Annotated in this window: 21 protein-coding genes and 1 riboswitch; of the genes, 11 read left to right on the top strand and 10 right to left on the bottom strand. The window is 60.8% G+C overall.

The window, feature by feature from the left end; genetic code table 11:
- Nucleotides 1-3: 3 nt before the first annotated feature.
- The gene (locus AB5Y67_RS00115; RefSeq protein ID WP_368207554.1) at nucleotides 4-858 is read right to left on the bottom strand and encodes a carboxylate/amino acid/amine transporter; all 855 of its coding nucleotides are present in this window, start codon (nucleotides 856-858) and stop codon (nucleotides 4-6) included.
- 39 nt (nucleotides 859-897) lie between these two features.
- Here AB5Y67_RS00115 and AB5Y67_RS00110 point away from each other — a divergent pair, with 39 nt between their 5' ends.
- Nucleotides 898-1,359, top strand: a complete 462-nt coding sequence (locus AB5Y67_RS00110) for a DUF6314 family protein (protein WP_199428011.1) — start codon at nucleotides 898-900, stop codon at nucleotides 1,357-1,359.
- A 124-nt stretch (nucleotides 1,360-1,483) separates the two neighbouring features.
- Here AB5Y67_RS00110 and AB5Y67_RS00105 read toward each other — a convergent pair whose 3' ends face one another.
- Entirely contained in the window at nucleotides 1,484-1,645 is a 162-nt protein-coding gene (locus tag AB5Y67_RS00105; protein ID WP_005339236.1) for a hypothetical protein, read from the bottom strand.
- Nucleotides 1,630-2,529 (bottom strand): DMT family transporter, encoded by a 900-nt coding sequence (locus tag AB5Y67_RS00100; RefSeq protein WP_005357113.1) that lies wholly within the window; start codon nucleotides 2,527-2,529, stop codon nucleotides 1,630-1,632. The genes AB5Y67_RS00105 and AB5Y67_RS00100 overlap by 16 nt, the downstream gene beginning before the upstream one ends.
- A 91-nt stretch (nucleotides 2,530-2,620) precedes the next feature.
- Between AB5Y67_RS00100 and AB5Y67_RS00095 the strand changes: the two genes are divergently transcribed.
- A complete protein-coding gene (locus AB5Y67_RS00095; RefSeq protein ID WP_199428012.1) occupies nucleotides 2,621-3,580 on the top strand; it encodes a LysR family transcriptional regulator in 960 nt (319 codons plus the stop codon).
- Here the strand turns inward: AB5Y67_RS00095 and trpS are convergent.
- Together trpS and AB5Y67_RS00085 are read right to left on the bottom strand one after the other, a co-directional pair.
- On the bottom strand, nucleotides 3,559-4,572 hold the full coding sequence (trpS, locus tag AB5Y67_RS00090) for a tryptophan--tRNA ligase (protein ID WP_199428013.1): 1,014 nt from the start codon (nucleotides 4,570-4,572) through the stop codon (nucleotides 3,559-3,561). The genes AB5Y67_RS00095 and trpS overlap by 22 nt on opposite strands.
- Nucleotides 4,573-4,764: 192 nt before the next feature.
- Entirely contained in the window at nucleotides 4,765-5,202 is a 438-nt protein-coding gene (locus tag AB5Y67_RS00085; RefSeq protein ID WP_005339229.1) for a universal stress protein, read from the bottom strand.
- Nucleotides 5,203-5,603: 401 nt separating this feature from the next.
- On the opposite strand from AB5Y67_RS00085, the gene fabV reads away from it, so the two are divergent.
- The 6 genes from fabV (at nucleotide 5,604) to AB5Y67_RS00055 (ending at nucleotide 12,587) form a co-directional block, all read left to right on the top strand.
- Nucleotides 5,604-6,791, top strand: coding sequence for an enoyl-ACP reductase FabV (gene fabV / locus AB5Y67_RS00080; protein ID WP_199428014.1), 1,188 nt, complete (start codon nucleotides 5,604-5,606; stop codon nucleotides 6,789-6,791).
- Nucleotides 6,792-6,883: 92 nt separating this feature from the next.
- Nucleotides 6,884-7,408: a non-heme ferritin gene (gene ftnA, locus AB5Y67_RS00075; RefSeq protein ID WP_005339225.1), complete on the top strand. Its 525-nt coding sequence runs from the start codon at nucleotides 6,884-6,886 to the stop codon at nucleotides 7,406-7,408.
- Nucleotides 7,409-7,557: 149 nt separating this feature from the next.
- Entirely contained in the window at nucleotides 7,558-8,742 is a 1,185-nt protein-coding gene (locus AB5Y67_RS00070; RefSeq protein WP_368207557.1) for an NAD(P)/FAD-dependent oxidoreductase, read from the top strand.
- An 81-nt stretch (nucleotides 8,743-8,823) separates the two neighbouring features.
- The gene (locus AB5Y67_RS00065; protein ID WP_199428015.1) at nucleotides 8,824-10,497 is read left to right on the top strand and encodes a sensor histidine kinase; all 1,674 of its coding nucleotides are present in this window, start codon (nucleotides 8,824-8,826) and stop codon (nucleotides 10,495-10,497) included.
- 46 nt (nucleotides 10,498-10,543) lie between these two features.
- On the top strand, nucleotides 10,544-11,287 hold the full coding sequence (locus tag AB5Y67_RS00060; protein ID WP_005355708.1) for a LytTR family DNA-binding domain-containing protein: 744 nt from the start codon (nucleotides 10,544-10,546) through the stop codon (nucleotides 11,285-11,287).
- A gap of 109 nt (nucleotides 11,288-11,396) precedes the next feature.
- Nucleotides 11,397-12,587 (top strand): MFS transporter, encoded by a 1,191-nt coding sequence (locus AB5Y67_RS00055; RefSeq protein WP_005339218.1) that lies wholly within the window; start codon nucleotides 11,397-11,399, stop codon nucleotides 12,585-12,587.
- Nucleotides 12,588-12,660: 73 nt separating this feature from the next.
- On the opposite strand, the gene AB5Y67_RS00050 is transcribed toward AB5Y67_RS00055, so the two are convergent.
- The 4 genes from AB5Y67_RS00050 to AB5Y67_RS00035 all read right to left on the bottom strand — a co-directional run bounded on the left by AB5Y67_RS00050 (nucleotide 12,661) and on the right by AB5Y67_RS00035 (nucleotide 15,588).
- Nucleotides 12,661-13,785 (bottom strand): 5-(carboxyamino)imidazole ribonucleotide synthase, encoded by a 1,125-nt coding sequence (locus tag AB5Y67_RS00050; protein ID WP_199428016.1) that lies wholly within the window; start codon nucleotides 13,783-13,785, stop codon nucleotides 12,661-12,663.
- On the bottom strand, nucleotides 13,782-14,291 hold the full coding sequence (purE, locus tag AB5Y67_RS00045; RefSeq protein WP_042054387.1) for a 5-(carboxyamino)imidazole ribonucleotide mutase: 510 nt from the start codon (nucleotides 14,289-14,291) through the stop codon (nucleotides 13,782-13,784). The genes AB5Y67_RS00050 and purE overlap by 4 nt, the downstream gene beginning before the upstream one ends.
- Nucleotides 14,292-14,354: 63 nt before the next feature.
- A complete protein-coding gene (locus tag AB5Y67_RS00040) occupies nucleotides 14,355-14,657 on the bottom strand; it encodes a hypothetical protein (RefSeq protein ID WP_005321666.1) in 303 nt (100 codons plus the stop codon).
- A 4-nt stretch (nucleotides 14,658-14,661) separates the two neighbouring features.
- Entirely contained in the window at nucleotides 14,662-15,588 is a 927-nt protein-coding gene (locus tag AB5Y67_RS00035; protein ID WP_005342109.1) for a sodium-dependent bicarbonate transport family permease, read from the bottom strand.
- Nucleotides 15,589-15,697: 109 nt separating this feature from the next.
- On the opposite strand from AB5Y67_RS00035, the gene AB5Y67_RS00030 reads away from it, so the two are divergent.
- From AB5Y67_RS00030 to murI, 3 genes are all read left to right on the top strand, one after another.
- A complete protein-coding gene (locus AB5Y67_RS00030; protein ID WP_199428017.1) occupies nucleotides 15,698-16,600 on the top strand; it encodes a LysR family transcriptional regulator in 903 nt (300 codons plus the stop codon).
- A gap of 35 nt (nucleotides 16,601-16,635) precedes the next feature.
- A riboswitch (cobalamin riboswitch) is annotated at nucleotides 16,636-16,814 on the top strand.
- A gap of 51 nt (nucleotides 16,815-16,865) precedes the next feature.
- On the top strand, nucleotides 16,866-18,731 hold the full coding sequence (locus AB5Y67_RS00025) for a TonB-dependent receptor (RefSeq protein WP_199428018.1): 1,866 nt from the start codon (nucleotides 16,866-16,868) through the stop codon (nucleotides 18,729-18,731).
- 108 nt (nucleotides 18,732-18,839) lie between these two features.
- Nucleotides 18,840-19,643, top strand: coding sequence for a glutamate racemase (murI, locus tag AB5Y67_RS00020; RefSeq protein ID WP_199428019.1), 804 nt, complete (start codon nucleotides 18,840-18,842; stop codon nucleotides 19,641-19,643).
- A 7-nt stretch (nucleotides 19,644-19,650) separates the two neighbouring features.
- Here murI and AB5Y67_RS00015 read toward each other — a convergent pair whose 3' ends face one another.
- A complete protein-coding gene (locus AB5Y67_RS00015) occupies nucleotides 19,651-20,142 on the bottom strand; it encodes an RNA-binding protein (protein ID WP_005339200.1) in 492 nt (163 codons plus the stop codon).
- Between the last annotated feature and the right edge of the window lie 457 nt (nucleotides 20,143-20,599).

The raw sequence follows: 20,599 nt of genomic DNA, 5'->3' as shown, positions 1-20,599 counted from the left end.
AGGTCAGGGTTGGCTGCGCTTGTCACGCTGGCAGATCCAGAGCGAGGCCAGCATCAGCAGGCCGCCGATGGTCAGCCGGGTCAGGTCGGTATCCTTGCCCCAGAGCAGCAGATTGACCAGCAAGCCGGCCGGAATGAGCGCATTGTTCATGATGGCGAGCACCCCGCTGGTGACCAGCGTCGCCCCCTTGTTCCAGAGGAAGTAGCCGAGGCCGGAGGCACCCACCCCCAGCCAGAGCAGAATGCCCCACTGCAACCCTGATGTTGGGTATTGCGGCTTGCCCAGTAGGCACCAGGCGGGCAGTGCGATCACCAGCGCTCCCAGATAGAAGCAGCCGAACACCGCCAGTTGCGGCGGTTGCTCCGCCTCCCTTGCCAGCAGTACCTTGTAGCCCACTTGACCCAGCGCGAAACAGAGGTTGGCCCCCTGCACCACCAGAAATCCCAGCACATAACTTTCGGTCAGGCCGTCGAAGCGGATGACGGCAGCCCCGAGCACCGCCAGCAGGGCGCCCCACAGATAGGTGGGCTTGAAGCGCCCCTCCAGCAGATCGTGAAGCAGGGTGACGTAGATGGGGGTGAAGATGGTAAAGACCAGTACTTCCGGCACCGTCAGCAGCAGGAAGGAGTGGTAGTAGAAGAGATACATGATGCCGAGCTGGATGGCGCCCAGCGCCATCAGCTTGGCCGCCAGATCGGGGCGCAGCCAGCGGCGGCGCAGGAAGGGGAGAAACACCAGACTGGCGAGGGCGATGCGGGTCAGCACCGAGAAGTAGGCATCGACCTGACCAGCGAGGTAGACCCCGATCAGGCTGAAGGAGAATGACCAGAGCAGGGTGACCCCTATCAAGTAGTTCATGTGTTTGATTTATCATCAGTTGTCAATTTTAAGGGGGCTATGATGGCCGAGATGGAAGCGGCAATCCAGCGTTTATGGGGGCGATTGCCACAGGTCGGAGCATTTTCCTTTACCGCCAGCAATAGCGAGGGGTCGGCGACCGACTGGAATGGTCGCGGCGAGGGGCGTGTGCAGGTGACCGATCATCAGGGAGGCTGGCGGTTTAACGAGCAGGGCCGTTACATCACGCCTCATGGAAGGGAACTCGCCATGCACAACCGCTTCTGGTGGCAGCGCAGTGCGCGAGGGATCCGTCTCTCCCATCTGCGTTATCAAGCGCCGGTCGAGCTGTTCGAGCTGCTGCCGCAGGGGGATGGCCGCTGGCTGACCGCCGAGCCCCATCTGTGCGGGGCGGATCACTACAGTGCCGAGTTGACCGAGATAGACGGCGGTTTCTTGCTGAGCTGGCAGATCACCGGGCCGCGCAAGAACGAGCGACTCAGCTATCGCTATCTGATCTGACGCCGGCTGGCAGGTATAAAAAAACCGGCGCAGAGCGCCGGTAGCGGGGGACAAATCGGAGGTTTTTTAAAACAGTCCCAAAAACAGGAGAGATAGACTCTCGTCACACATTCAGAGATGGACTTCAGGCATTCAGGGCATAGCTCAGCATGGCTTGCAGCTTGCTATCGAAGAACCAGGGCAGCAGTACCATCAGCAGGCCCAGGATCCCGGCCAGCCGCTGGCGATACTGCCAGCCGGCAATCAGTACCAGACCACCGCACAGTGTGGTCAGGATGCCTGACATAGGGAGACCTCGCGCTGCATGCGACGCTGTTGCGCCCACTGGTTCATGGCGACCGAGCCGAGGATCAGGGCCAAGGCCACGCCGGTGGTGGGGTGGATCTGCTCGCCGAGGAACAGGGCACCCAGCATCACGCCGAACAGCGGCACCAGATAGTTGCTGAAGGAGGCGAACGTCGGGCCGGCCTTCTGGATCAGCGCCATGTAGAGGAAGTAGACCAGACCGGTACAGAGGGTACCCAGCACGGTGATCGCACTCAGGGCCTGGGTGCTCGGCAGGGTCAGGCTGCCGAGGTCAACCATGAAGGGGGCGACCAGCAGCAACTGGATTGCCGAGGAGATCAGGATATTGCGGGCGACCACGACCGGATGGTCCTTGGCGAAGCGCTTGATCATCAGCAGGCCGATGGCGAAGCAGCTGGCACCCAGCAGGATGGCCATGGCACCAAGCAGACCGGCGTTCATGCCCTGGGAGAGTTTCGGCCAGAACAGGGTGAGCACACCGGCAAAGCCGATGATCACGGAAAGCAGGCCGGTTTTGGTGATTCTTTCACCAGAAATAAACAGCGGTGCAGCCAGAATGGTGACAAACGGGATACAACCCATGACCACGGCGGCGATGGCGCTATCCACATACTGTTGACCCCAGGCGACCATGATGAAGGGGATGGTGGCATCCAGCAGGGCGATCAGCATATAGGTGCGCCACGGGGTGTGCTCACTCTTGAGCCGCATGAACAGGCAGAGCAGACCCAGGGTCAGGCTGCCGCACAGGGCACGACCGGCAGCCACCAGAATGGGGGGCAACTCGGCAACGGCCTGGTGCATGAAAATGAACTGGGAACCCCACAGCAGGCCAATGGCCAGCAATAACAGATAGCTACGCATTTGAATCTCCGATGTATTAAGCCAGCGCATTCTAGGCAATCTGTTACTATGGTAAAAATGAATTGTTGGCATTTAACTATGGCTAATATCGATGGATAGCTCGCTCGCCCGTCTCGACCTCAACCTGCTCGCTGTATTCGACATGCTGATGCAGGAGCGCAATGTCACCCGTGCCGCCGAACGGCTGCATCTCTCTCAATCCACCGTCAGTCACGCCTTGGGGCGGCTGCGGGTGGCGCTGGATGATCCGCTGTTCGTGATGAGTCGGCGCGAGATGATGCCGACCGAGCGAGCCAAGGCGCTGGCCGGGCCGGTGCGCCAGGCGCTGGCGATGCTGGAGCAGGGATTGCGGCAGGCCAAGGGGTTTGATCCCGCCACTGCACGGCGGATTTTCCGTATCGCTACCCCGGGCTCGGTGGAGCACGGGCTGGTGCCGGTGCTGGTGGAGAGGCTCCATCGGCAGGCCCCTCACTGTCGGCTTGAGGTGTGCGAGCTGGCCGACAGCAACTACGAGCGAGAGCTGGAGAAGGGGGAGCTGGATCTGGTGATCGGTTTCGCCGGGGCGAATCATCTCTCACCGCGCTTGTGGAGGGAGGAGTGGTTCAACAACCCGCTGGTCTGCCTGTCGCCGCTCGGCAGCGAATTGCCCGATCTGCTGACTCCGGTCGAGCTGGTGAGCCGTCCCCACATCCACACTTCCAGCTGGGGTCACAGTCAGGCGATGGTGGAGCTCTGGCTGGCCCGTTTCGGGGTGGAGCGGGAGCTGGGCGTGCGGTTGCCGAGCTTTATGGCGGTGCCGCCGCTGATGGCGACCGGCCGCTATCTGGTGGTGGTGCCCGAGATGATCGGGCGCCACTTCTGCCGCTACTACCCGCTGCGGATGCACCAGCTCGACCCCGCCATCCCCATCGTCTACCTGATGGCGGGGCACCCGCTGACCGCCCATGACGAGGCGATCGGCTGGTTCAAGAGCCTGTTGCACCAGCTGGTGTTCGACCTCTACGGCGACGATGCGCTCGGGACCCCCGCTCAGCGGATGCTGGCGAAGTAGTCGAGCCCCATGGCGCTTTTCACCTCCGCCAATACCTCATCGGTGATGATGCGGGCCTGCTCAGTGCCCTGATAGAGCAGTTCCAGCAGCATCTTCTTGTCGGCGATAGCCGCGGCCCGGCGCTCCCGCATCGGGGCGAGCAGGGTTTGCAGGCAGTCATTGAGCACCTGCTTGCAGCGCATGTCCCCTAGTCCGCCGCACCGGTAGTGGGCCTTCATCTCGGCGACCAGCGCCTTGTCGGGATGGAAGGCATCGAGATAGGCGAACACCGTATTTCCCTCCACCTGACCCGGATCGCTCACCTTGAGGTGGTTGGGGTCGGTATACATGGCGAACACCGCCTGTTTGACCTCTTCCACCGACATGCCGAGCTCTATGGTGTTGCCGAGGGATTTGGACATCTTGGCCTTGCCGTCGATGCCGGGCAGGCGGCCGGTGTCGCTCAGGATCGGTTGGCATTCGGTCAGCACCTCTTTGCCTACCAGCGAGTTGAAGCGGCGGACGATCTCGTTGGTCTGCTCCAGCATTGGCAGCTGATCTTCCCCGACCGGCACATGGCTGGCGCGAAAGGCGGTGATGTCGGCGGCCTGACTCACCGGATAGACCAGAAAACCGGCCGGCAGCGTGCGTTCAAACCCTTTTTGCTGGATCTCCGCCTTGACGGTGGGGTTGCGCTCCAGCCGCGCGACGCTGACCAGATTGAGGTAGTAGCAGGTGAGCTCGGTGAGGGCGGGCAGGGCGCTCTGCAAACAGAAGGTGGTCTTGGCCGGGTCGAGGCCGACCGCCAGATAGTCGGCCATCACCTCCAGTACGTTGTCGGTCACTTTGGCCGGGTTGTGGCCGTTGTCGGTCAGCGCCTGCAAGTCGGCGATCATCACGAATTGACGGTAGTGGTGCTGGGCGTCGACGCGCTGGCGCAGGGAGCCGACATAGTGGCCGATGTGCAGTTTGCCGGTGGGACGATCGCCAGTCAGGATTACGGGGTTGTGCATGTCACTCTCTCCAGTTGGGTGAGCCGGGAGGCGACAAAGGGATAAAAACAGTTGACCGCCTCTCGGCGGTCACGGTGTTTTCTTTGGGAAATTTACAATAGAAACGCGGTGCCGCCTGTTTAGGAGTAGCACCACCAGTAGTTGTGATTGAATGCGGTCATGTTCATAGCAAATCAAACTACGCCGGTTTCATTACTTCTGCAAGGGGACGACCAGCAGATCGCAGGGCACCGTATTCATCAGCTGACGGGCGCTGGAGGTGAGCAGGCTCCAGAAGCTCTGGCGATGGCCGCACACCAGCAGGTCGATCTCGTACTCCTTGACCGCCTGATTGACCCGCTCGCTCAGATCGCCGCAGATCACCAGCTTCTTCTCGATGGGATAGTCCACCGAGGCCAGAAATGCCTCCAGCTTCTCTTTCGCTTCGGCGATCACCTGATCCTGCACGTTGTCGATGTCGATATCGATCATCTCGGTGTAGAGATCCTTGAGGTCCACATCGACATGGATAACCGACAGCTTGGCGCCGTTGGAGCGGGCTCTGTCCACCGCCTTGTCGATCACCTTGCGGTTATCTTCAGAGAGGTCGATCGCGGCCAGAATATGCTTGTAATAGGTTGTTCCACTCATGGGGGTTCTCCTTACCGATCCTTCAGCCCACTATACCAATCTCTGCTGAAACTAAAATGGTGCCTCAGGCACAGTTTTGGGATTTAAATGAGTTTAATGACGTGTGACACAGTGTCAGCCACTCAGTTATTAACCACTATTTGCCTATAAATTAAACAAGAGTTTGACGCCGGTCACACCCCCCGGCTTGCCGATCAGGGGGGAGAGGCATAGGATGGGCCCGTGCTTCGCAATGAACACAAAACAACAAAAAGCATCTGAATACCGCTTTGGGGAGCCACGTGCTCCCTTTTGTTTTTCTGCCTCATTTCCTGCGGCTTTTCTGACTGATAGCGATCCGGCATCAAGTTAATCTCCTTCGATTTGGTTATGCTGTAGCCAGTTTCTTTGGAGGCCTTCCCATGATCATTCATCCCCAGATTCAAGGTTGTGTTGCCCGCAACTGTCACCCCATCGGCTGTCGCGCCGCCGTGCAGCAGCAGATCGAACGGATCAAGGCTGCTGGCCCGTTCAACGGCCCCAAGCGGGTGCTGGTGCTGGGGGCCTCCTCCGGGTTCGGGCTGGCGTCGCGCATTGCGCTCGCCTTTGGGGCCGGTGCCGACACTATCGGCATTTCCTTCGAGCGTGGCCCTTCCGACAAAGGATTGGGCAGCGCCGGTTGGTACAACAACATCTGGTTTCGCAAGGAGGCGGAGCAGGAGGGGCGTATCGCCATCAACCTGATCGGCGATGCCTTCTCCGATGGCATGCGCCAGCAGGCCATCGATACCATCCGCCAGCAGCTTGGGCAGGCGGATCTGGTGATCTATTCGCTCGCGAGCGGCATCCGGGTGCTGCCCGATGGCACGCAAGTGCGTTCGGTGCTCAAGACCACCGGCCAGCCGTTCAGCGGTTGGGGGTTGGATCTGGAGCGCAATACGCTGGTGCAGCAGTCGCTGGCACCTGCCACGCCGGAGGAGATCCGCGATACCGTCACCGTGATGGGCGGCGAGGATTGGCAGCTCTGGATGCAGGCACTGCAGCAGGCCGATTGTCTCGCCCCCGGTGCGCAGACCGTCGCCTACTCCTACATCGGCCCGGAATCCACCTATCCCCTCTATCGCGATGGCACCATCGGTTATGCCAAGGAGCATCTGCACGCCACCGCCGAGACCATCAACCTGCAACTGGCCGAGATTGGTGGCCATGCCTGGGTGTCGGTCTGCAAGGCGCTGGTGACCAAGGCGAGCGCCTATATTCCTGTGCTGCCGGTTTATCTCGGCTTGTTGATGGGGGTGATGAAGGAGCGCGGCGTCCATGAGGGCTGCATCGAGCAGATGCAGCGACTGTTTGCCGCCAAGATGTACGGGCCCAATGGGGTGGTGGCCGATGGTAACCGGCTGATCCGGATGGATGACCACGAGCTCGATCCGGCCATTCAGGCCGCCGTCTCGGCGCTCTGGCCCAAGGTGACGCCGGACAATTTCCACGCGCTGGGGGACTTTGCCGGGCTGCGGCAGGATTTCATGCAGCTCAACGGCTTCGAGCTGCCGGGCGTCGATTATGCTGCGCCGGTGGATGTCGCCTCCCTTGGGGAGCTGACCCCCTGAGCTGAAAGAAACGGGATCTCCCTCTCGTTGGCGGGTTGATTCGCGGCGGGAGTGTGGCGACAATCGATACCAAATCACTGAGGAGAAACAAGATGCTGGCCCAAGCCATGATCGAGAAGTTGAACGAGCAGATTAACCTGGAGTTCTACTCCTCCAATCTCTATCTGCAGATGAGCGCCTGGTGCGAAGACAAGGGCTTTGAGGGGGCGGCGACCTTCCTGCGTCAGCACGCGGTCGAGGAGCGCCAGCACATGGAGCGTCTGTTCACCTACGTGAGCGAGACCGGTGCCATGCCAAAACTGGGTGCCATCGATGCCCCTCCCCACGAGTTCAAGTCGCTGGGCGACGTGTTCCGTACCACCCTGGAGCACGAGTACCACATCACCAAGTGCATCAATGGGCTGGCCCACGTAGCCTTCACTACCCAGGACTACTCCACCTTCAATTTCCTGCAGTGGTATGTGGCTGAGCAGCATGAAGAGGAGAAGCTGTTCAAGAGCATCGTCGACCGTCTGGGTCTGGTGGGTGAAGATGGCAAAGGCCTCTACTTCATCGACAAGGAGCTGGCCGAACTGGCCAAGGGCGCCCCGGCCAGCATCATGGACAGCAACGCCTGATAGTCGTGGACACTTAGTGTTCAGCCAGTACAATAACGGCCCTTTTAAGGGCCGTTGTTTATTCTGGTGCGGAGTCACCGTTGTTATGTCAGCCAGAGGTAATCACGGTTCTGGCCAGGTGCCGTTTCTATTTTGATAAGTGAGTGATGATGAAGCAGGTCGATGTGGTGGTGATCGGGGCCGGTGCGGCCGGATTGATGTGTGCGGCGCAGGCGGGCTACCGTGGCCGCTCCGTGCTGGTGCTCGACAACGCCAAGAAGCCGGGCCGCAAGATCCTCATCAGTGGCGGTGGCCGCTGCAACTTCACCAACCACCAGGCGGGCGCTCACGCCTACCTGTCGGAAAATCCCCACTTCAGCAAGTCGGCGCTGGCCCGCTACACCCAGCAGGACTTCATCGATCTGGTGGATCGCCACGGGATCAACTATCACGAGCGCACCTTGGGGCAGCTGTTCTGTCTCGAGAGTGCCAAGGATATCGTCGATGTGCTGCTCACCGAATGTGACTGGGCCGGGGTGACCCTGCAGTTCCAGACCGAGATCCTCACTGTCAGCAAGCAGGACGAAGGGTTTGTGTTGACGACCAGCAAGGGGGAGATCGGCTGCCACTCGCTGGTGGTGGCGACCGGCGGTCTCTCCATGCCCAAGCTGGGGGCGACCCCTTATGGCTTCAAGCTGGCGGAGCAGTTCGGCCTCAAGGTGCTGCCGACCCGCGCAGGTCTGGTGCCATTCACCCTCCATCAGGCAGAGAAAGAGGCGTTCGCCGATCTGGCGGGCATCAGCCTGCCGGTAGCTGTGACCGCCGAGGATGGCACCCGCTTCAAGGAGGCGATGCTGTTCACCCACCGCGGCCTCTCCGGCCCCGTCATCCTGCAGATCTCCTCCTACTGGCACGCCGGCGAGAAGATCCACATCAACCTGTTGCCGGAGCTGGATATTCCGGCAGCCCTGCGTGAATGGGCGCAGGCTCACCCGGCGCAGGAGCTGAAAACCGTGCTGGGGCGCGAGCTGCCCAAGCGTTTAGTCGACAAGCTGGTGGAGCTGGGGCAGCTGGTCAGCAAGCCGATGCGTCAGTACAACGAGCGTGAGCTGGAAGCAGTGGCCAATCTGCTGGGTGACTGGCAGATCCTGCCCAACGGCACCGAGGGGTATCGCACCGCCGAAGTGACCCTGGGCGGCGTCGATACCAACGAGCTCTCCTCCAAGACCATGGAGGCACGCAAGGTGCCCGGCCTCTATTTCATCGGCGAAGTGGTGGACGTGACCGGCTGGCTTGGTGGCTACAACTTCCAGTGGGCCTGGTCCTCCGGCTGGGTGGCCGGTCAGTACTGTTGATGTCACAGGGGCTGGTTTATCCGGCCCCGATTTATTGGTCAGGGTTATGGTGATCGGTTGGGTTGCCGCAAGGGGGCGCAGATGCTTGAGAATCAGATGATGTTGTTGGCGGTGTTCGAGCGGGCAGCGCTGATGCTGATGACCCTCTTCTTCCTGACCCGCACCCGGCCGTTCCAGCGGCTGTTCCAGAAGCGGGATCACACCCCGGCAGAGCTGGTGCTGGTGGCCTCCATCTTCGGCCTGTTTGCGGTGTTCAGTACCTACACCGGCATTCCGGTGGAGGGGGCGCTGATCAACGTGCGGATCATCGCCATCATCTCCGGCGGCATTTTGTTTGGCCCCTGGGTCGGCATTCCGGCCGGGGTCATCTCCGGTCTGCACCGCTATCTCATCGATATGGATGGTCACACCTCGATCCCTTGCCTTATCGCCAGTATTATCGCCGGTCTGCTCGCCACCTGGCTGCACCTGCGCTGTCGCAAGTCGCGACTCTGGCTCTACGGCATTCTGGCGGGGATGCTCTGCGAAGGGCTGACCATGCTGCTAATCTGGCTGCTGACCGAGCCCCACGAAGTCGGGGTGGAGATCGTTAACCACATCGCCTATCCGATGATTGCCGGGGCGCTCTGCATCGGCCTCATCATCAAGCTGGTGCAGGATCTGGATGACGAGAAGGAGCTGATTGCCGCCAAACAGGCCAAGCTGGCGCTCGATATCGCCAACAAGACGCTGCCCTTCTTCCAGAACATCGATCGCCACTCCCTCAGTCAGGTGTGCGATGTGATCCGGCGCGACATCAGCGCCGATGCGGTGGCCATCACAGATACCCATGACGTGCTGGCCTATGTCGGGGTGGGTAAGGACTATTACGAGCTGGATGAGCACCACGCCATCAGCGGCATGACCCAGCAGGCGGTGCTGCTCGACCAGATCATCATCAATAACGATCTGCGCCAGTACCATCTGGCCGACTTCCACTCGGTCATCATTATTCCGCTGCGGGAGAACGGCGCCGTCAGCGGTACCCTCAAGATCTACTACCGCCGCACCCACAGCATCACAAGTTCGCTGCGGGAGATGGCGGTCGGCCTCTCCCAGCTTATCTCCACCCAGATGGAGGTGTCGCGCATCGAGCAGTTGAAAGAGATGACCCGCAAGGCGGAGTTCACCGCCCTGCAGAGCAAGATCAACCCGCACTTCCTGTTCAATGCCCTCAACGCCATCTCGTCGCTGATCCGCATCCGGCCCCAGCAGGCGCGCCAGCTCATTGCCAATCTGGCGGATTACCTGCGCTACAACCTCAACAAGGGTGACACCCTCATCGACATCAAGGAGGAGTTGCAGCAGGTGCGCGACTACGTGGCCATCGAGCAGGCCCGCTTTGGCGACAAGCTGGAGGTGGTGTTCGATGTGGATGACGTGCATATCGAGGTACCGAGCCTGTTGTTGCAGCCGCTGGTGGAAAACGCCATTCTGCACGGCATCCAGCCCCGCAGCGCGCCGGGCCGGGTCACCATCGAGGTGAAGCAGCTGGCGGGCGGCATCCGGGTGGCGGTGCGGGACACCGGTTACGGCATCAGTCAGGAGGTGATCGACGGAGTGGCCGCCGGGCGGGTGGAGAGCCGCAGCATCGGCCTGATGAACGTGCATCAGCGGGTCAAGCTGCTCTATGGTGACGGCCTGCACCTCAAGCGGCTGGAGCCGGGTACCGAAGTGAGTTTCTATCTGCCGGATCAGGAGTCGATGCCATGCTGAGTGCCATCATGGCTGAGGATAAGTGTGTGCCGCGAGAGGTGTTGTCATGCTGAAAGCGATCATAGTGGAAGACGAGTATCTGGCTCGTGAGGAGCTCATCTATCTGGTGAACCAGCACAGCACCATCGAGATAGTGGCGAGCTTCGAGGATGGGCTGGAGGCGTTCAAATACCTGCAGGATCACGAGGTGGATGTGGTGTTTCTGGATATCCAGATCCCCTCCATCGACGGCCTGCTGCTGGCCAAGAACCTGCACAAGTCGAGTCATCCGCCCCACATTGTCTTCGTCACCGCCTACAAGGAATTTGCGGTGGAGGCGTTCGAGCTGGAGGCGTTCGACTACATCCTCAAGCCTTACAACGAGCCGCGCATCATCAATCTGCTGCAAAAGCTCGAGCATGCGGGCAAGTCGCAACCAGCCACCACAGGGGAGGCGAGCGGCGAGGGGAGCAGCCCCCACAATCGCACCGTCAATCTGGTGAAGGGGGAGCGCATCATCGTCACCCCCTGCGAGCAGATCTACTACGCGGAAGCCGACGAGAAGCTCACCTATGTCTACACCCGCGATGATCGCTACGTGATGACCATGACCATCAGCGAGTTTGTCAGCCGCCTGCCGGCCGAGGGGTTCTTCCGTTGCCACCGCTCCTACTGCGTCAACATCAACAAGATCCGCGAAATCGTCCCCTGGTTTAACAGCACCTACCTCATACGGCTCCATGATCTGCCGTTCGAGGTGCCGGTCAGTCGCAGCAACATCAAGGCGTTCCGTCAGCTGATGCGGCTCTGATTGTCATTCATTCCCGCCGATCTGCATTTCATGCCTTAATCGATCGGCGCGAACAGCGTCTTGTCTATAGTGGCCCCAGTTTCCTTAAGGCCATCGACCGAGACGCATCATGACCATCGATCTGAATCGCACCCGGTACCTGACACTGATCGGTACCATCATCACCCAGTTTGCACTGGGTTCTGTCTACACCTGGAGCCTGTTCAACGCCCAGCTCTCCGACAAGCTGGACGAGCCGGTGAGTCAGGTCGCTTTCGCTTTCGGCCTGCTCAGCCTCTCGCTGGCGGTCGCCTCCTCCATGGCGGGCAAGCTGCAGGAGCGATTCGGGGTGCGCAACGTGACCCTGGGCGCCGGTGTGTTGCTCGGCATCGGCTTCTTCCTCACCGCCCACGCCAGCAATCTGGCGATGCTCTACCTCTGTGCAGGCATTCTGGTCGGTTTTGCCGATGGCACCGGCTACCTGATGACCCTCTCCAACTGCGTGAAGTGGTTCCCGGAACGCAAGGGGCTGATCTCCGCCTGCTCCATCGGTGCCTATGGCCTCGGCAGTCTCGGTTTCAAATACATCAACCTGCTGCTGCTCTCCAGCTCCGGCCTTGAGACCACCTTCCAGCTGTGGGGCTTGATTGCGATGTCCATGGTGCTGGTGGGTGGCATGCTGATGAAGGATGCGCCCAAGCAGGCCGCCTCCGTGCAGCAGAGCGAGAGCCGTGACTTCACTCTGGCCGAGGCGATGCGCAAGCCGCAGTACTGGATGCTGGCGCTGATGTTCCTCACCGCCTGCATGAGCGGCCTCTATGTCATCGGCGTGGCCAAGGATATCGGCGAGAAGATGGTGGGTCTGCCAGCAGTGGTGGCTGCCAATGCCGTCGCCATCATCGCTATGGCAAACCTGGGTGGCCGTCTGGTGCTGGGTATCCTCTCCGACAAGATGTCTCGCATCCGGGTCATCACTATCGCCCAGCTGATTACCCTGGCGGGCATGGCGCTGCTGCTGTTCGTGCCGCTCAATGCCAACCTGTTCTTCGTGGCGGTGGCCTGTGTGGCCTTCAGTTTCGGCGGCACCATCACCGTTTACCCCTCGCTGGTGAGCGACTTCTTCGGCCTCAACAACCTGACCAAGAACTACGGCGTCATCTATCTGGGCTTTGGTCTGGGCAGCATCATCGGCTCCATCGTGGCCTCCCTGTTTGGCGGCTTTATGGCGACCTTCCACCTGATCCTGGTATTGCTGGTGGTGGCGCTGGTGCTCTCCCTCACCATCCGCCTGCCGGCACCGGTAGCGGTGGAGCGGGCCTGATAAGCCTCCCTGCCACAGCAAGCAAAAACAGAGACCCGGGCCATGCCCGGGTCTTTGCATTTCCGATGGTCGATCAGCGCGGCGGCAACCCCAGCAGCTGGCGGGCCTGACGGCAGCTCTCTTCCACCATTGGCCAGTCGTCACCGGTTACCGTGATATGGCCCATCTTGCGGCCGGGGCGGGGTTCGCCCTTGCCATAGAGGTGCAGATGCAGGCCGGGCAGCGCCAGCAGGGCGGCCCAGTCGGGGGTGCCGTTTTGCCAGAGATCCCCCAGCAGGTTGATTAACAGGGCGGGGCGCACGGCGATCTGCTCTGGCAGCGGCAGATTGCACAGGGCCCGCACCTGCAACTCGAACTGGCTGCATGCGGCATTGTCGAGGCTGGGATGGCCCGAGTTGTGGGGGCGTGGTGCCAGCTCGTTGACCAGCAGTCGCCCCTCCACCAGAAAGAACTCCACCGTCAGCACCCCGACGTAATCGAGGGCGGCAATCAGTCGCTCAGCGATCCCTTTGGCCTCGCGCTCCAGCGATGGCACGTTGGCCGGGGAGCGGGTCTGATCGAGGATGCCGCCGCTGTGCCAGTTCTGCACCAGCGGCAGGGCGCTGATGGCGCCGCTCGGACTGCGGGCCAGGGTCAGGGCGAATTCCCCCTCCAGTGCCAGCCGTTTTTCCAGCACGCAGGGCACGCCACTGGCTGCCAGCGCCGTCGCCAGCTCATCCAGATTACTCACTTGCCACTGTCCCTTGCCGTCGTACCCCTCGCGGGCCGTCTTGAGAATGGCGGGCAAGAGTTCGCTGGCCTGTGCGGGGATAGGCTCTTCCGGCAGCAGTGCCAGATAGGGGGCGATCGGGATGTTGGCCCCGCGCAGAAAGGCTTTCTCCTCTCGGCGATCCTGACAGACCCGCACCGCGCTGGCGGTCGGACGCACCGGCTTTTGTTTTTCGAGCAGGGCGAGGGTGGTGGCGGGCACATTCTCGAACTCGCAGCTGATGGCCTCGCAGCGGCTGGCCAGTTCGACCAGTGCACCAGTGTCGTCATAGGGGGCGACAATATGATGATCGGCGGCGGCCCCGGCGATGCTGGCCGGATCGGGATCCAGTACCACCACCTTGTAGCCGAGGCGGTGGGCGGCCATCACGAAGTAGCGGCCAAGTTGGCCGCCCCCCAGCATGCCGAGGGTGGCGGGTGGCACTATCATGTCGGCTCCTCCAGTTGCAGCGCCAGCACCCGGTCGCGCTCGTGGGTACGGAAGTCGTCGAGCTGCTGCCGGTAGCGGGGGGCGTCGTCATCTCGGGCGACCGAGAGCAGAGAGACCGCGAACAGGGCGGCGTTGGCGGCCCCCGCCTCGCCGATGGCGAAGGTGGCGACCGGCACCCCCTTGGGCATCTGCACGATGGAGAACAGGGAGTCCATCCCCTTGAGATGACGGGAGGGGATGGGCACCCCCAGCACCGGCAATGTGGTCTTGGCGGCGACCATACCCGGCAGGTGGGCGGCACCACCGGCCCCGGCGATGATGGCGCGCAGGCCGCGCTCGCGGGCAGTGGCGGCATACTCGAACAGCAGATCCGGGGTGCGATGGGCCGAGACCACCTGTGCCTCGTAGGGCACGCCGTGCTCCTTGAGGATGCGGGCGGCGGCCTGCAGCACGGGCCAGTCGGAGTCGGAGCCCATTACCAGGCCGATCAGCGGAGGGGTGTTCATGTGTATTTTTTCCTTGCTGTTAAACGTTTGCTTTTGGTAAACAAAAAGAGCCGGCAAGCCGGCTCAGAATTTCTCGGGTCGCACGATTTCGACCGGTTGCAGAAAGGCGATCATGGCGTAGTCGGGGTAGTAGCGACTCTGCAGGTGGGCCAGCAGCCGCTCTGCCTGCTCCCGACTGCAGATCGCCTCCAGCCGGATGTTGCCGCTCTCGCTCCAGCTGGCGTTGCGCTCGCCATGATCCCCCCGGCCGCGGGCATCTGTGATGGTGTAGCCGCGCAGCCCCTCGCGGGTGAGGGTGCGCAGCAGGGTCGGCTCCAGATTGGCTTCCGTAATGACGGTCAGCAGGGTGCGGGTCTCGGTCTGCATGTGGCTACTCCGTGAAGTGGCGGGCCCAGCTGTGGTAGAGCGGGATCCCCAGCATGATGTTGAACGGGAAGGTGACCCCCAGCACGGCGCTGAGGGACAGCCCCGGGTTGGCCTGAGGCACGGCGATGCGCATGGTAGCCGGCACGGCAATATAGGAGGCGCTGGCCGCTAGGGTAGCCAGCAAGGTCAGGCCGCCGAGAGAGAGGCCCATCAGCTGGCCAGCCGCCAGCCCCAGTCCCGCCGAGGCGAGCGGCATCAACAGGGCGAAGCCGAGCAGGAACAGGCCGTGGCGGCGCAGATCCTGACACTGGCGGGCGACGATGAGGCCCATCTCCAGCAGGAACAGGGCCAGCGCCCCCTTGAACAGGTCGACAAACAGCGGTTTGAGCGGGGCAATTCCGTCCGGACCAGCCAAATAGCCGATGGCCATGCCGCCCAGCAGCAGGGTTACCCCTTTGCCGAGGAAGGTCTCGTGGGCCAGCATGCGCCAGCGGGTCTCGCGACTGATGCCGCGGGCGAGCACTATGCCTACCAGAATGGCGGGGATCTCCATCACCGCGAGGAAGATCGAAAGCTGGGATTCAAAGCTGATGCCCCGTTCGGTGAGCCAGTTCACTCCGACTGCGAAGGTAGCGACGCTGACCGAGCCGTAGTGGGCGGCGGTGGCGGCGGCATCGACCCGGTTCATCTTGAGGCGCAGCACGGCAAAGCCGAGCAGGGTCTGCACCACGCCGAGCAGGATCACCAGCGCCAGTTGTGGCAGCAGAGGTTGCAGGGATTGTTGGGCCAGACCGACGCCGCCCTTGAGGCCGATGGCCAGCAGCAAAAAGAGGGAGAGAGTGTCGTAGAGGGCGGGCGGCAGCTTGAGCTCGGAGCGCACCAGACCGGCCAGCAGACCAAACAGAAAGAAGAGTACAACAACGTCCAGCATGATGGTTCGCAGGGCAGTTCAGATAATGGTTGCATGCTAGAGCCCGCAATGTTTCGATAAAATCAGATTCTCACTGATGGTTGTTCGGTAAAAACTGATTGGGGACGGCATGCTCAACTACAAACAGCTCTACTACTTCTGGCATGTGGCGCGCTGCGGCAGCGTGACGCAGGCCGCCGAACAGCTGCACTTAACGCCGCAGACCATCAGCGGTCAGGTCGCCGAGCTGGAGCAGTCACTCGGGGTGGCGCTGTTCAACCGGGTGGGGCGGCGTCTGGTGCTGACCGCTGCCGGACGGCAGGCGCAGGAGCAGGCGGGGGCGATTTTCTCGCTCGGCGCCGAGCTGGAGCACACCCTGCGCCACGCCAGTCAAGAGTTGACAATGCAGGTGGGGATCGCCGATTCGGTACCCCGTACTCTGGCGTTCGAGCTGCTGGCCCCCGCCATGGCGCTGGCGACGCCGCTGCGGCTGGTGTGTCACGAGGAGCGAGCCGAGCAGCTGTTCAGCGAACTGGCCCGTCACAAGCTGGATATGGTGCTGATCGATCGCCCGCTCCCTCCCGACAGCGGCGTGCGCGGCTACAACCACGAACTGGGGCGAACCCCGCTGGCGCTGTTTGCCAGCCCGGAGCTGGCGGCGCGGGCGCGGGATGGCTTTCCCGCCTCGCTGGAGGGGTTGCCGCTGCTTATTCCCGGAGAGAAATCGGCTACCCACGATCGGCTGCTGGCCTGGTATCGCCAGCAGGGCATTCATCCCCATATGGTGGGGCAGTTTGATGACTCCACTCTGATGAAGTCGTTCGGCAAGGCGGGGATGGGGATCTTCCCGGCACCGCTGGCGATGGCTGACGAAATTGGTCGCCTCTACGGGGTGGAGCGAATTGCGACCCTCACCGACGTCACTCTCTCTTACTATCTGGTCTCGGCAGGGCGCCATCTCTCCCATCCCGGGGTACAGGCGGTGATGGAGGGGGCCCAGCAGCGGCTGGCGGCGCTGGCGGGTAACAAATAGAAATCTGGATGGCTATACATCCAGCTTGGCTCTGCCTATAATCCTCCCGCTTTGGCGCATCATGCTTAATAGGGAATCCGGTGAGAATCCGGAGCTGGCGCGCAGCGGTAAGGGGGAACGAAGCGACATCAGGGCACTGCCGTCAGGCGGGAAGCCGTCGCCGTAGGCCATCAGCCCCCGAGCCCGAAGACCTGCCAGAGTTCGTATTTCGGGCCGAGAGAAACCGGCTACGAAGTAGATACTTACGCGAACTTAAGGATCTCTCATGTCGAAGAAATTTCTGGCGGCTGCCCTGTTGCCGACGGCGGCGTTTGCCCAGCAGCTGACCATTCCCGTCAATCCCACCATGGTGGTGACCGCTACCCGTGTCGCCCAACCTGCCTCCAGCGTACTGGCCCCGGTCAATGTGGTGACCCGGGACGAGATCGATCGTCTGCAAGCCCGGACCGTGACCGATGTGGTCAAGACCCTGCCCGGCGTGGAAGTTGTCAGCAATGGTGGCCGAGGCCAGCTCAGCTCGCTGCGGGTGCGTGGTGGCACCTCTTCCCAGACGCTGGTGCTGGTGGATGGGGTGCGCAGTGCCTCCCTGACCGCCGGGATGACCGAACTGAACAATCTGCCACTCAATCAGGTCGAGCGGATCGAGTATATCCGCGGCCCGCGCGCCACCATCTACGGCTCCGACGCCATCGGTGGGGTGATCAACATCATTACCCGTCCCGACAAGGGGACAAATCAGCACAAGTTCAATATCGGTGCTGGTTCCCATCAACAGCGTCAGGCCGCTTTCAGTAGTGCCAGCCAGGTAGGTGAGGCGGGTCAGCTCAAGGTGGCTGGCGGTTTTGATGATGAAGAGGGTTACAACGTACACCCCTTGCCCGGCATCAACGATGGTGACCGTCACGGGCATCAGGGCTACAACGCCATGCTGGACTACCAGCAGGCGCTCGGCAGCAATTGGGATCTGTTCGGTACAACCCGCTGGTTCCGCAATGTCGCCCAGTACGACCGCTCTTCTGCGGCTTCCGCCTGGGGGCCTGCCACCCATCAGCGCAACGAGACCTGGACTGAAAACCAGAGCTATCAGCTGGGGTCACGCTATCACGATGATCGCTATCTGAGTGAGTTGCGTGGCGCCTTCTCCAAACAGGATGCCTACGACTATCAGGACAACAGTGGCCGCGATCAGGCCAATACCCGGACCTACACCCGCCAGTACAGCCTGAACTGGGTCAACAGCTTGAAATTGAACGAGAGCTGGACGCTGGGAGGCGGGGCCGATTGGCAGAGTGATCGACTGGATGATCGCTCCCGCTCCTCCGGCTCCACGTATCCGGTCGACGCCAAAGAGCGCGACAACACCGGCCTCTATGCCCTGGCCCAGTTTGACAACCAGATATGGCAGGGTGAGCTGAGCGGCCGTAGCGATGACAACGAACAGTATGGCCGCCACAATACCTGGCAGACCGGCGCTGGCTGGCGCTTTGCGGAGGATTACCGCCTGAGTGCCCGTTACGGTACCGGTTTCCGCGCCCCGACCTTTAACGATCTCTACTATCCGGGTTCTGGCAATCCCAACCTGAAGCCGGAAGAGTCGAAGAGCAGCGAGCTGATGCTTGACGGTCAAACTGCGGGTGTCGAGTGGCGTATGACCGGTTATCGCAATGATTTCGAGCAGATGATCCAGTGGGCCCCTAATGGTAATGGTGGGTCATCACCACAAAACGTTGGTAAGGCTCGCATTGAAGGGGTCGAGCTGGAAGGGGAGTTTGATACCGGCTGGTTGAGTCATCGGGTCTCTGCCGAGTACAAGGATCCCAAAGACAAGGTGACCGATAAACAGTTGCAGCTGATCTCCCGCAAAGGGGCCAAGTGGATTACGCAGGCGCAGTGGCAGCAGTTTGACGGCTCGTTGAGCTGGATCTATCAGGGGGAGCGCTATGGCAATGTGGCCAATACCACCGAACTAGGTGGTTACAGCCTCTGGAATCTGGCCGTTGGCTACAAGGTGACGCCGGCACTCAAGGTATCGGGCAAGATCAACAACCTGCTGGATAAGGAGTATCAGACGGCGGTGGGTTACCCTGCCGATGAGCGCGCTTACTACGTGACAATGGATTACTCACTCTAAGCCGGACCCGGCCAAGCGGAAAAATCAGGGGCCCTGCCATTGGCAGGGCCTTTTCTATTGGCTGCAGGCGGGAGTATGATCGCCGCCTTGCACCAAAGGGGAGCTCAAGTGGCCAATATTCTCGTGTTCGACTCCGGTATGGGTGGCCTGACCATCTACCGCGAGATCCGCCGCGTTCTGCCGGCACACAACTATTTCTACTGCTTCGACAATGCCAACTTCCCCTATGGTGAATTGAGCGAGCCCGCCCTGATTGCTGCCTGCACCCGATTGGTTACCACCATGGTGGCCCGTCATCAGATCGATCTGGTGGTGATTGCCTGCAACACGGCCAGCACCATAGCGCTGCCGGCCCTGCGCGAGGCGCTGGATATTCCCGTGGTGGGGGTGGTGCCAGCCATCAAGCCCGCCGCCGCGCAGACTCGCAACGGTTGTATTGGTCTGCTTGCTACGCCGGGAACCGTCAGCCGCGACTATACCCACGAACTGATCGCCCAGTTTGCTCCCGGCAAGCGGGTGCTGCTCAAGGGCACCACCGAGCTGGTCATAGAAGCCGAACACAAGCTGGCGGGCCTACCGGTCAATATGGCGCTACTGCGCGAGGTATTGGCCGATTGGCTGGAAGGGGAAGAGAAGCCGGATACGCTGGTGCTTGGTTGCACTCACTTCCCGCTACTCAATGAAGAGATTGGGCAACTGATGCCGCAATGTCAGCTTATTGACTCGGGCAGTGCCGTTGCCAAACGGGTGGCCTGGTTGCTGAACAATGGCGGGCATGCCATCGTGCAGCCTGTACATATAGAAGAGGTAATTGCCAGGGCTTACTGTACCCGGCTGGATGGGGAGGCTCAAAAACTGACAGCCCCCTTGCAAGCATGGGGGCTGTCATCACTGGAAGAGGTGAAGTACTGACGAGCGGTTAGGCGTCAGTTTCGCTACCTTCTCTTTCCTCTTTATCACGTTTGTCATTCGCTTCACGCACCTTGAGGGTGCGCTGCTGATACTCTTTGTCATTCAAAGCGGCAATCGCCTTGGCGGCATCGGCGGCGGGCATCTCCACGAAACCGAAACCTCTGCGCTTGCCGGTTGCCTTGTCCTTCATCAACCGTACGGAAATGACCTGGCCCTGTTCGGCAAACAATTCGCGCACTGCAATCTCATTGGCGCGATAGGGCAGGTTGCCTACATATAAGGTGCAAGTCTCCTGATTGGCGATCGACTCGGCAACATTAGCCGGGGTTCGCTTCAGGAACAGCGGTACCACGAAACCGCCGATGGCCAGACCTGCTGCAAAAATCACTTCCGCTTTCAAAGAGAACTGCAGGGCCTGGGCAACCAGGTAGCCAACCACTGCCAATACCAGAGCAAGGATTGCGGCCTGCATATATACGGGAAACTTGGATAAATTCATCTTAAAAGACCTTTTGTAAATGAAAGCAAAAAAGGTGCAACACTATATTCACCTCCATGGTAACCAGCTTTCCTGATTGGCGCTACCATGGACCACTCGGGAGAGGTTATCGGCTCCAGTATGGCATTCCCAAGGTCACTGAAGGCGACATAAATGACGCTAAAATGGGAGTGAAATAACCGGATTGTGGATAACATTGTATATATACACTGAATAAGCTGTTTCTAATTGAATAATTTGAAATTTTCGTGATTTTCTTCAAAAAAAGTCTTGTCATCGCAGCGCGGCTCCCTATAATGCGCCCCTACCAGCACGGCGGAACACGCCAAACTGATGAGCCAGCTTCCTAGCGAAGTGGGCGTCGAAAGAAAAGCGAAAACAATCGCTTGACTTTCGAAGTGAGAAGCGTAATATGCGCCTCCTCAACGCGACAAGCGTGACGCTCTTTAACAATTTG

This window comes from Aeromonas sp. s12 (assembly GCF_040907925.1).
Classification (GTDB): Bacteria; Pseudomonadota; Gammaproteobacteria; order Enterobacterales; family Aeromonadaceae; genus Aeromonas; species Aeromonas veronii.
This window is presented reverse-complemented; position numbering and strand designations above follow the sequence as displayed.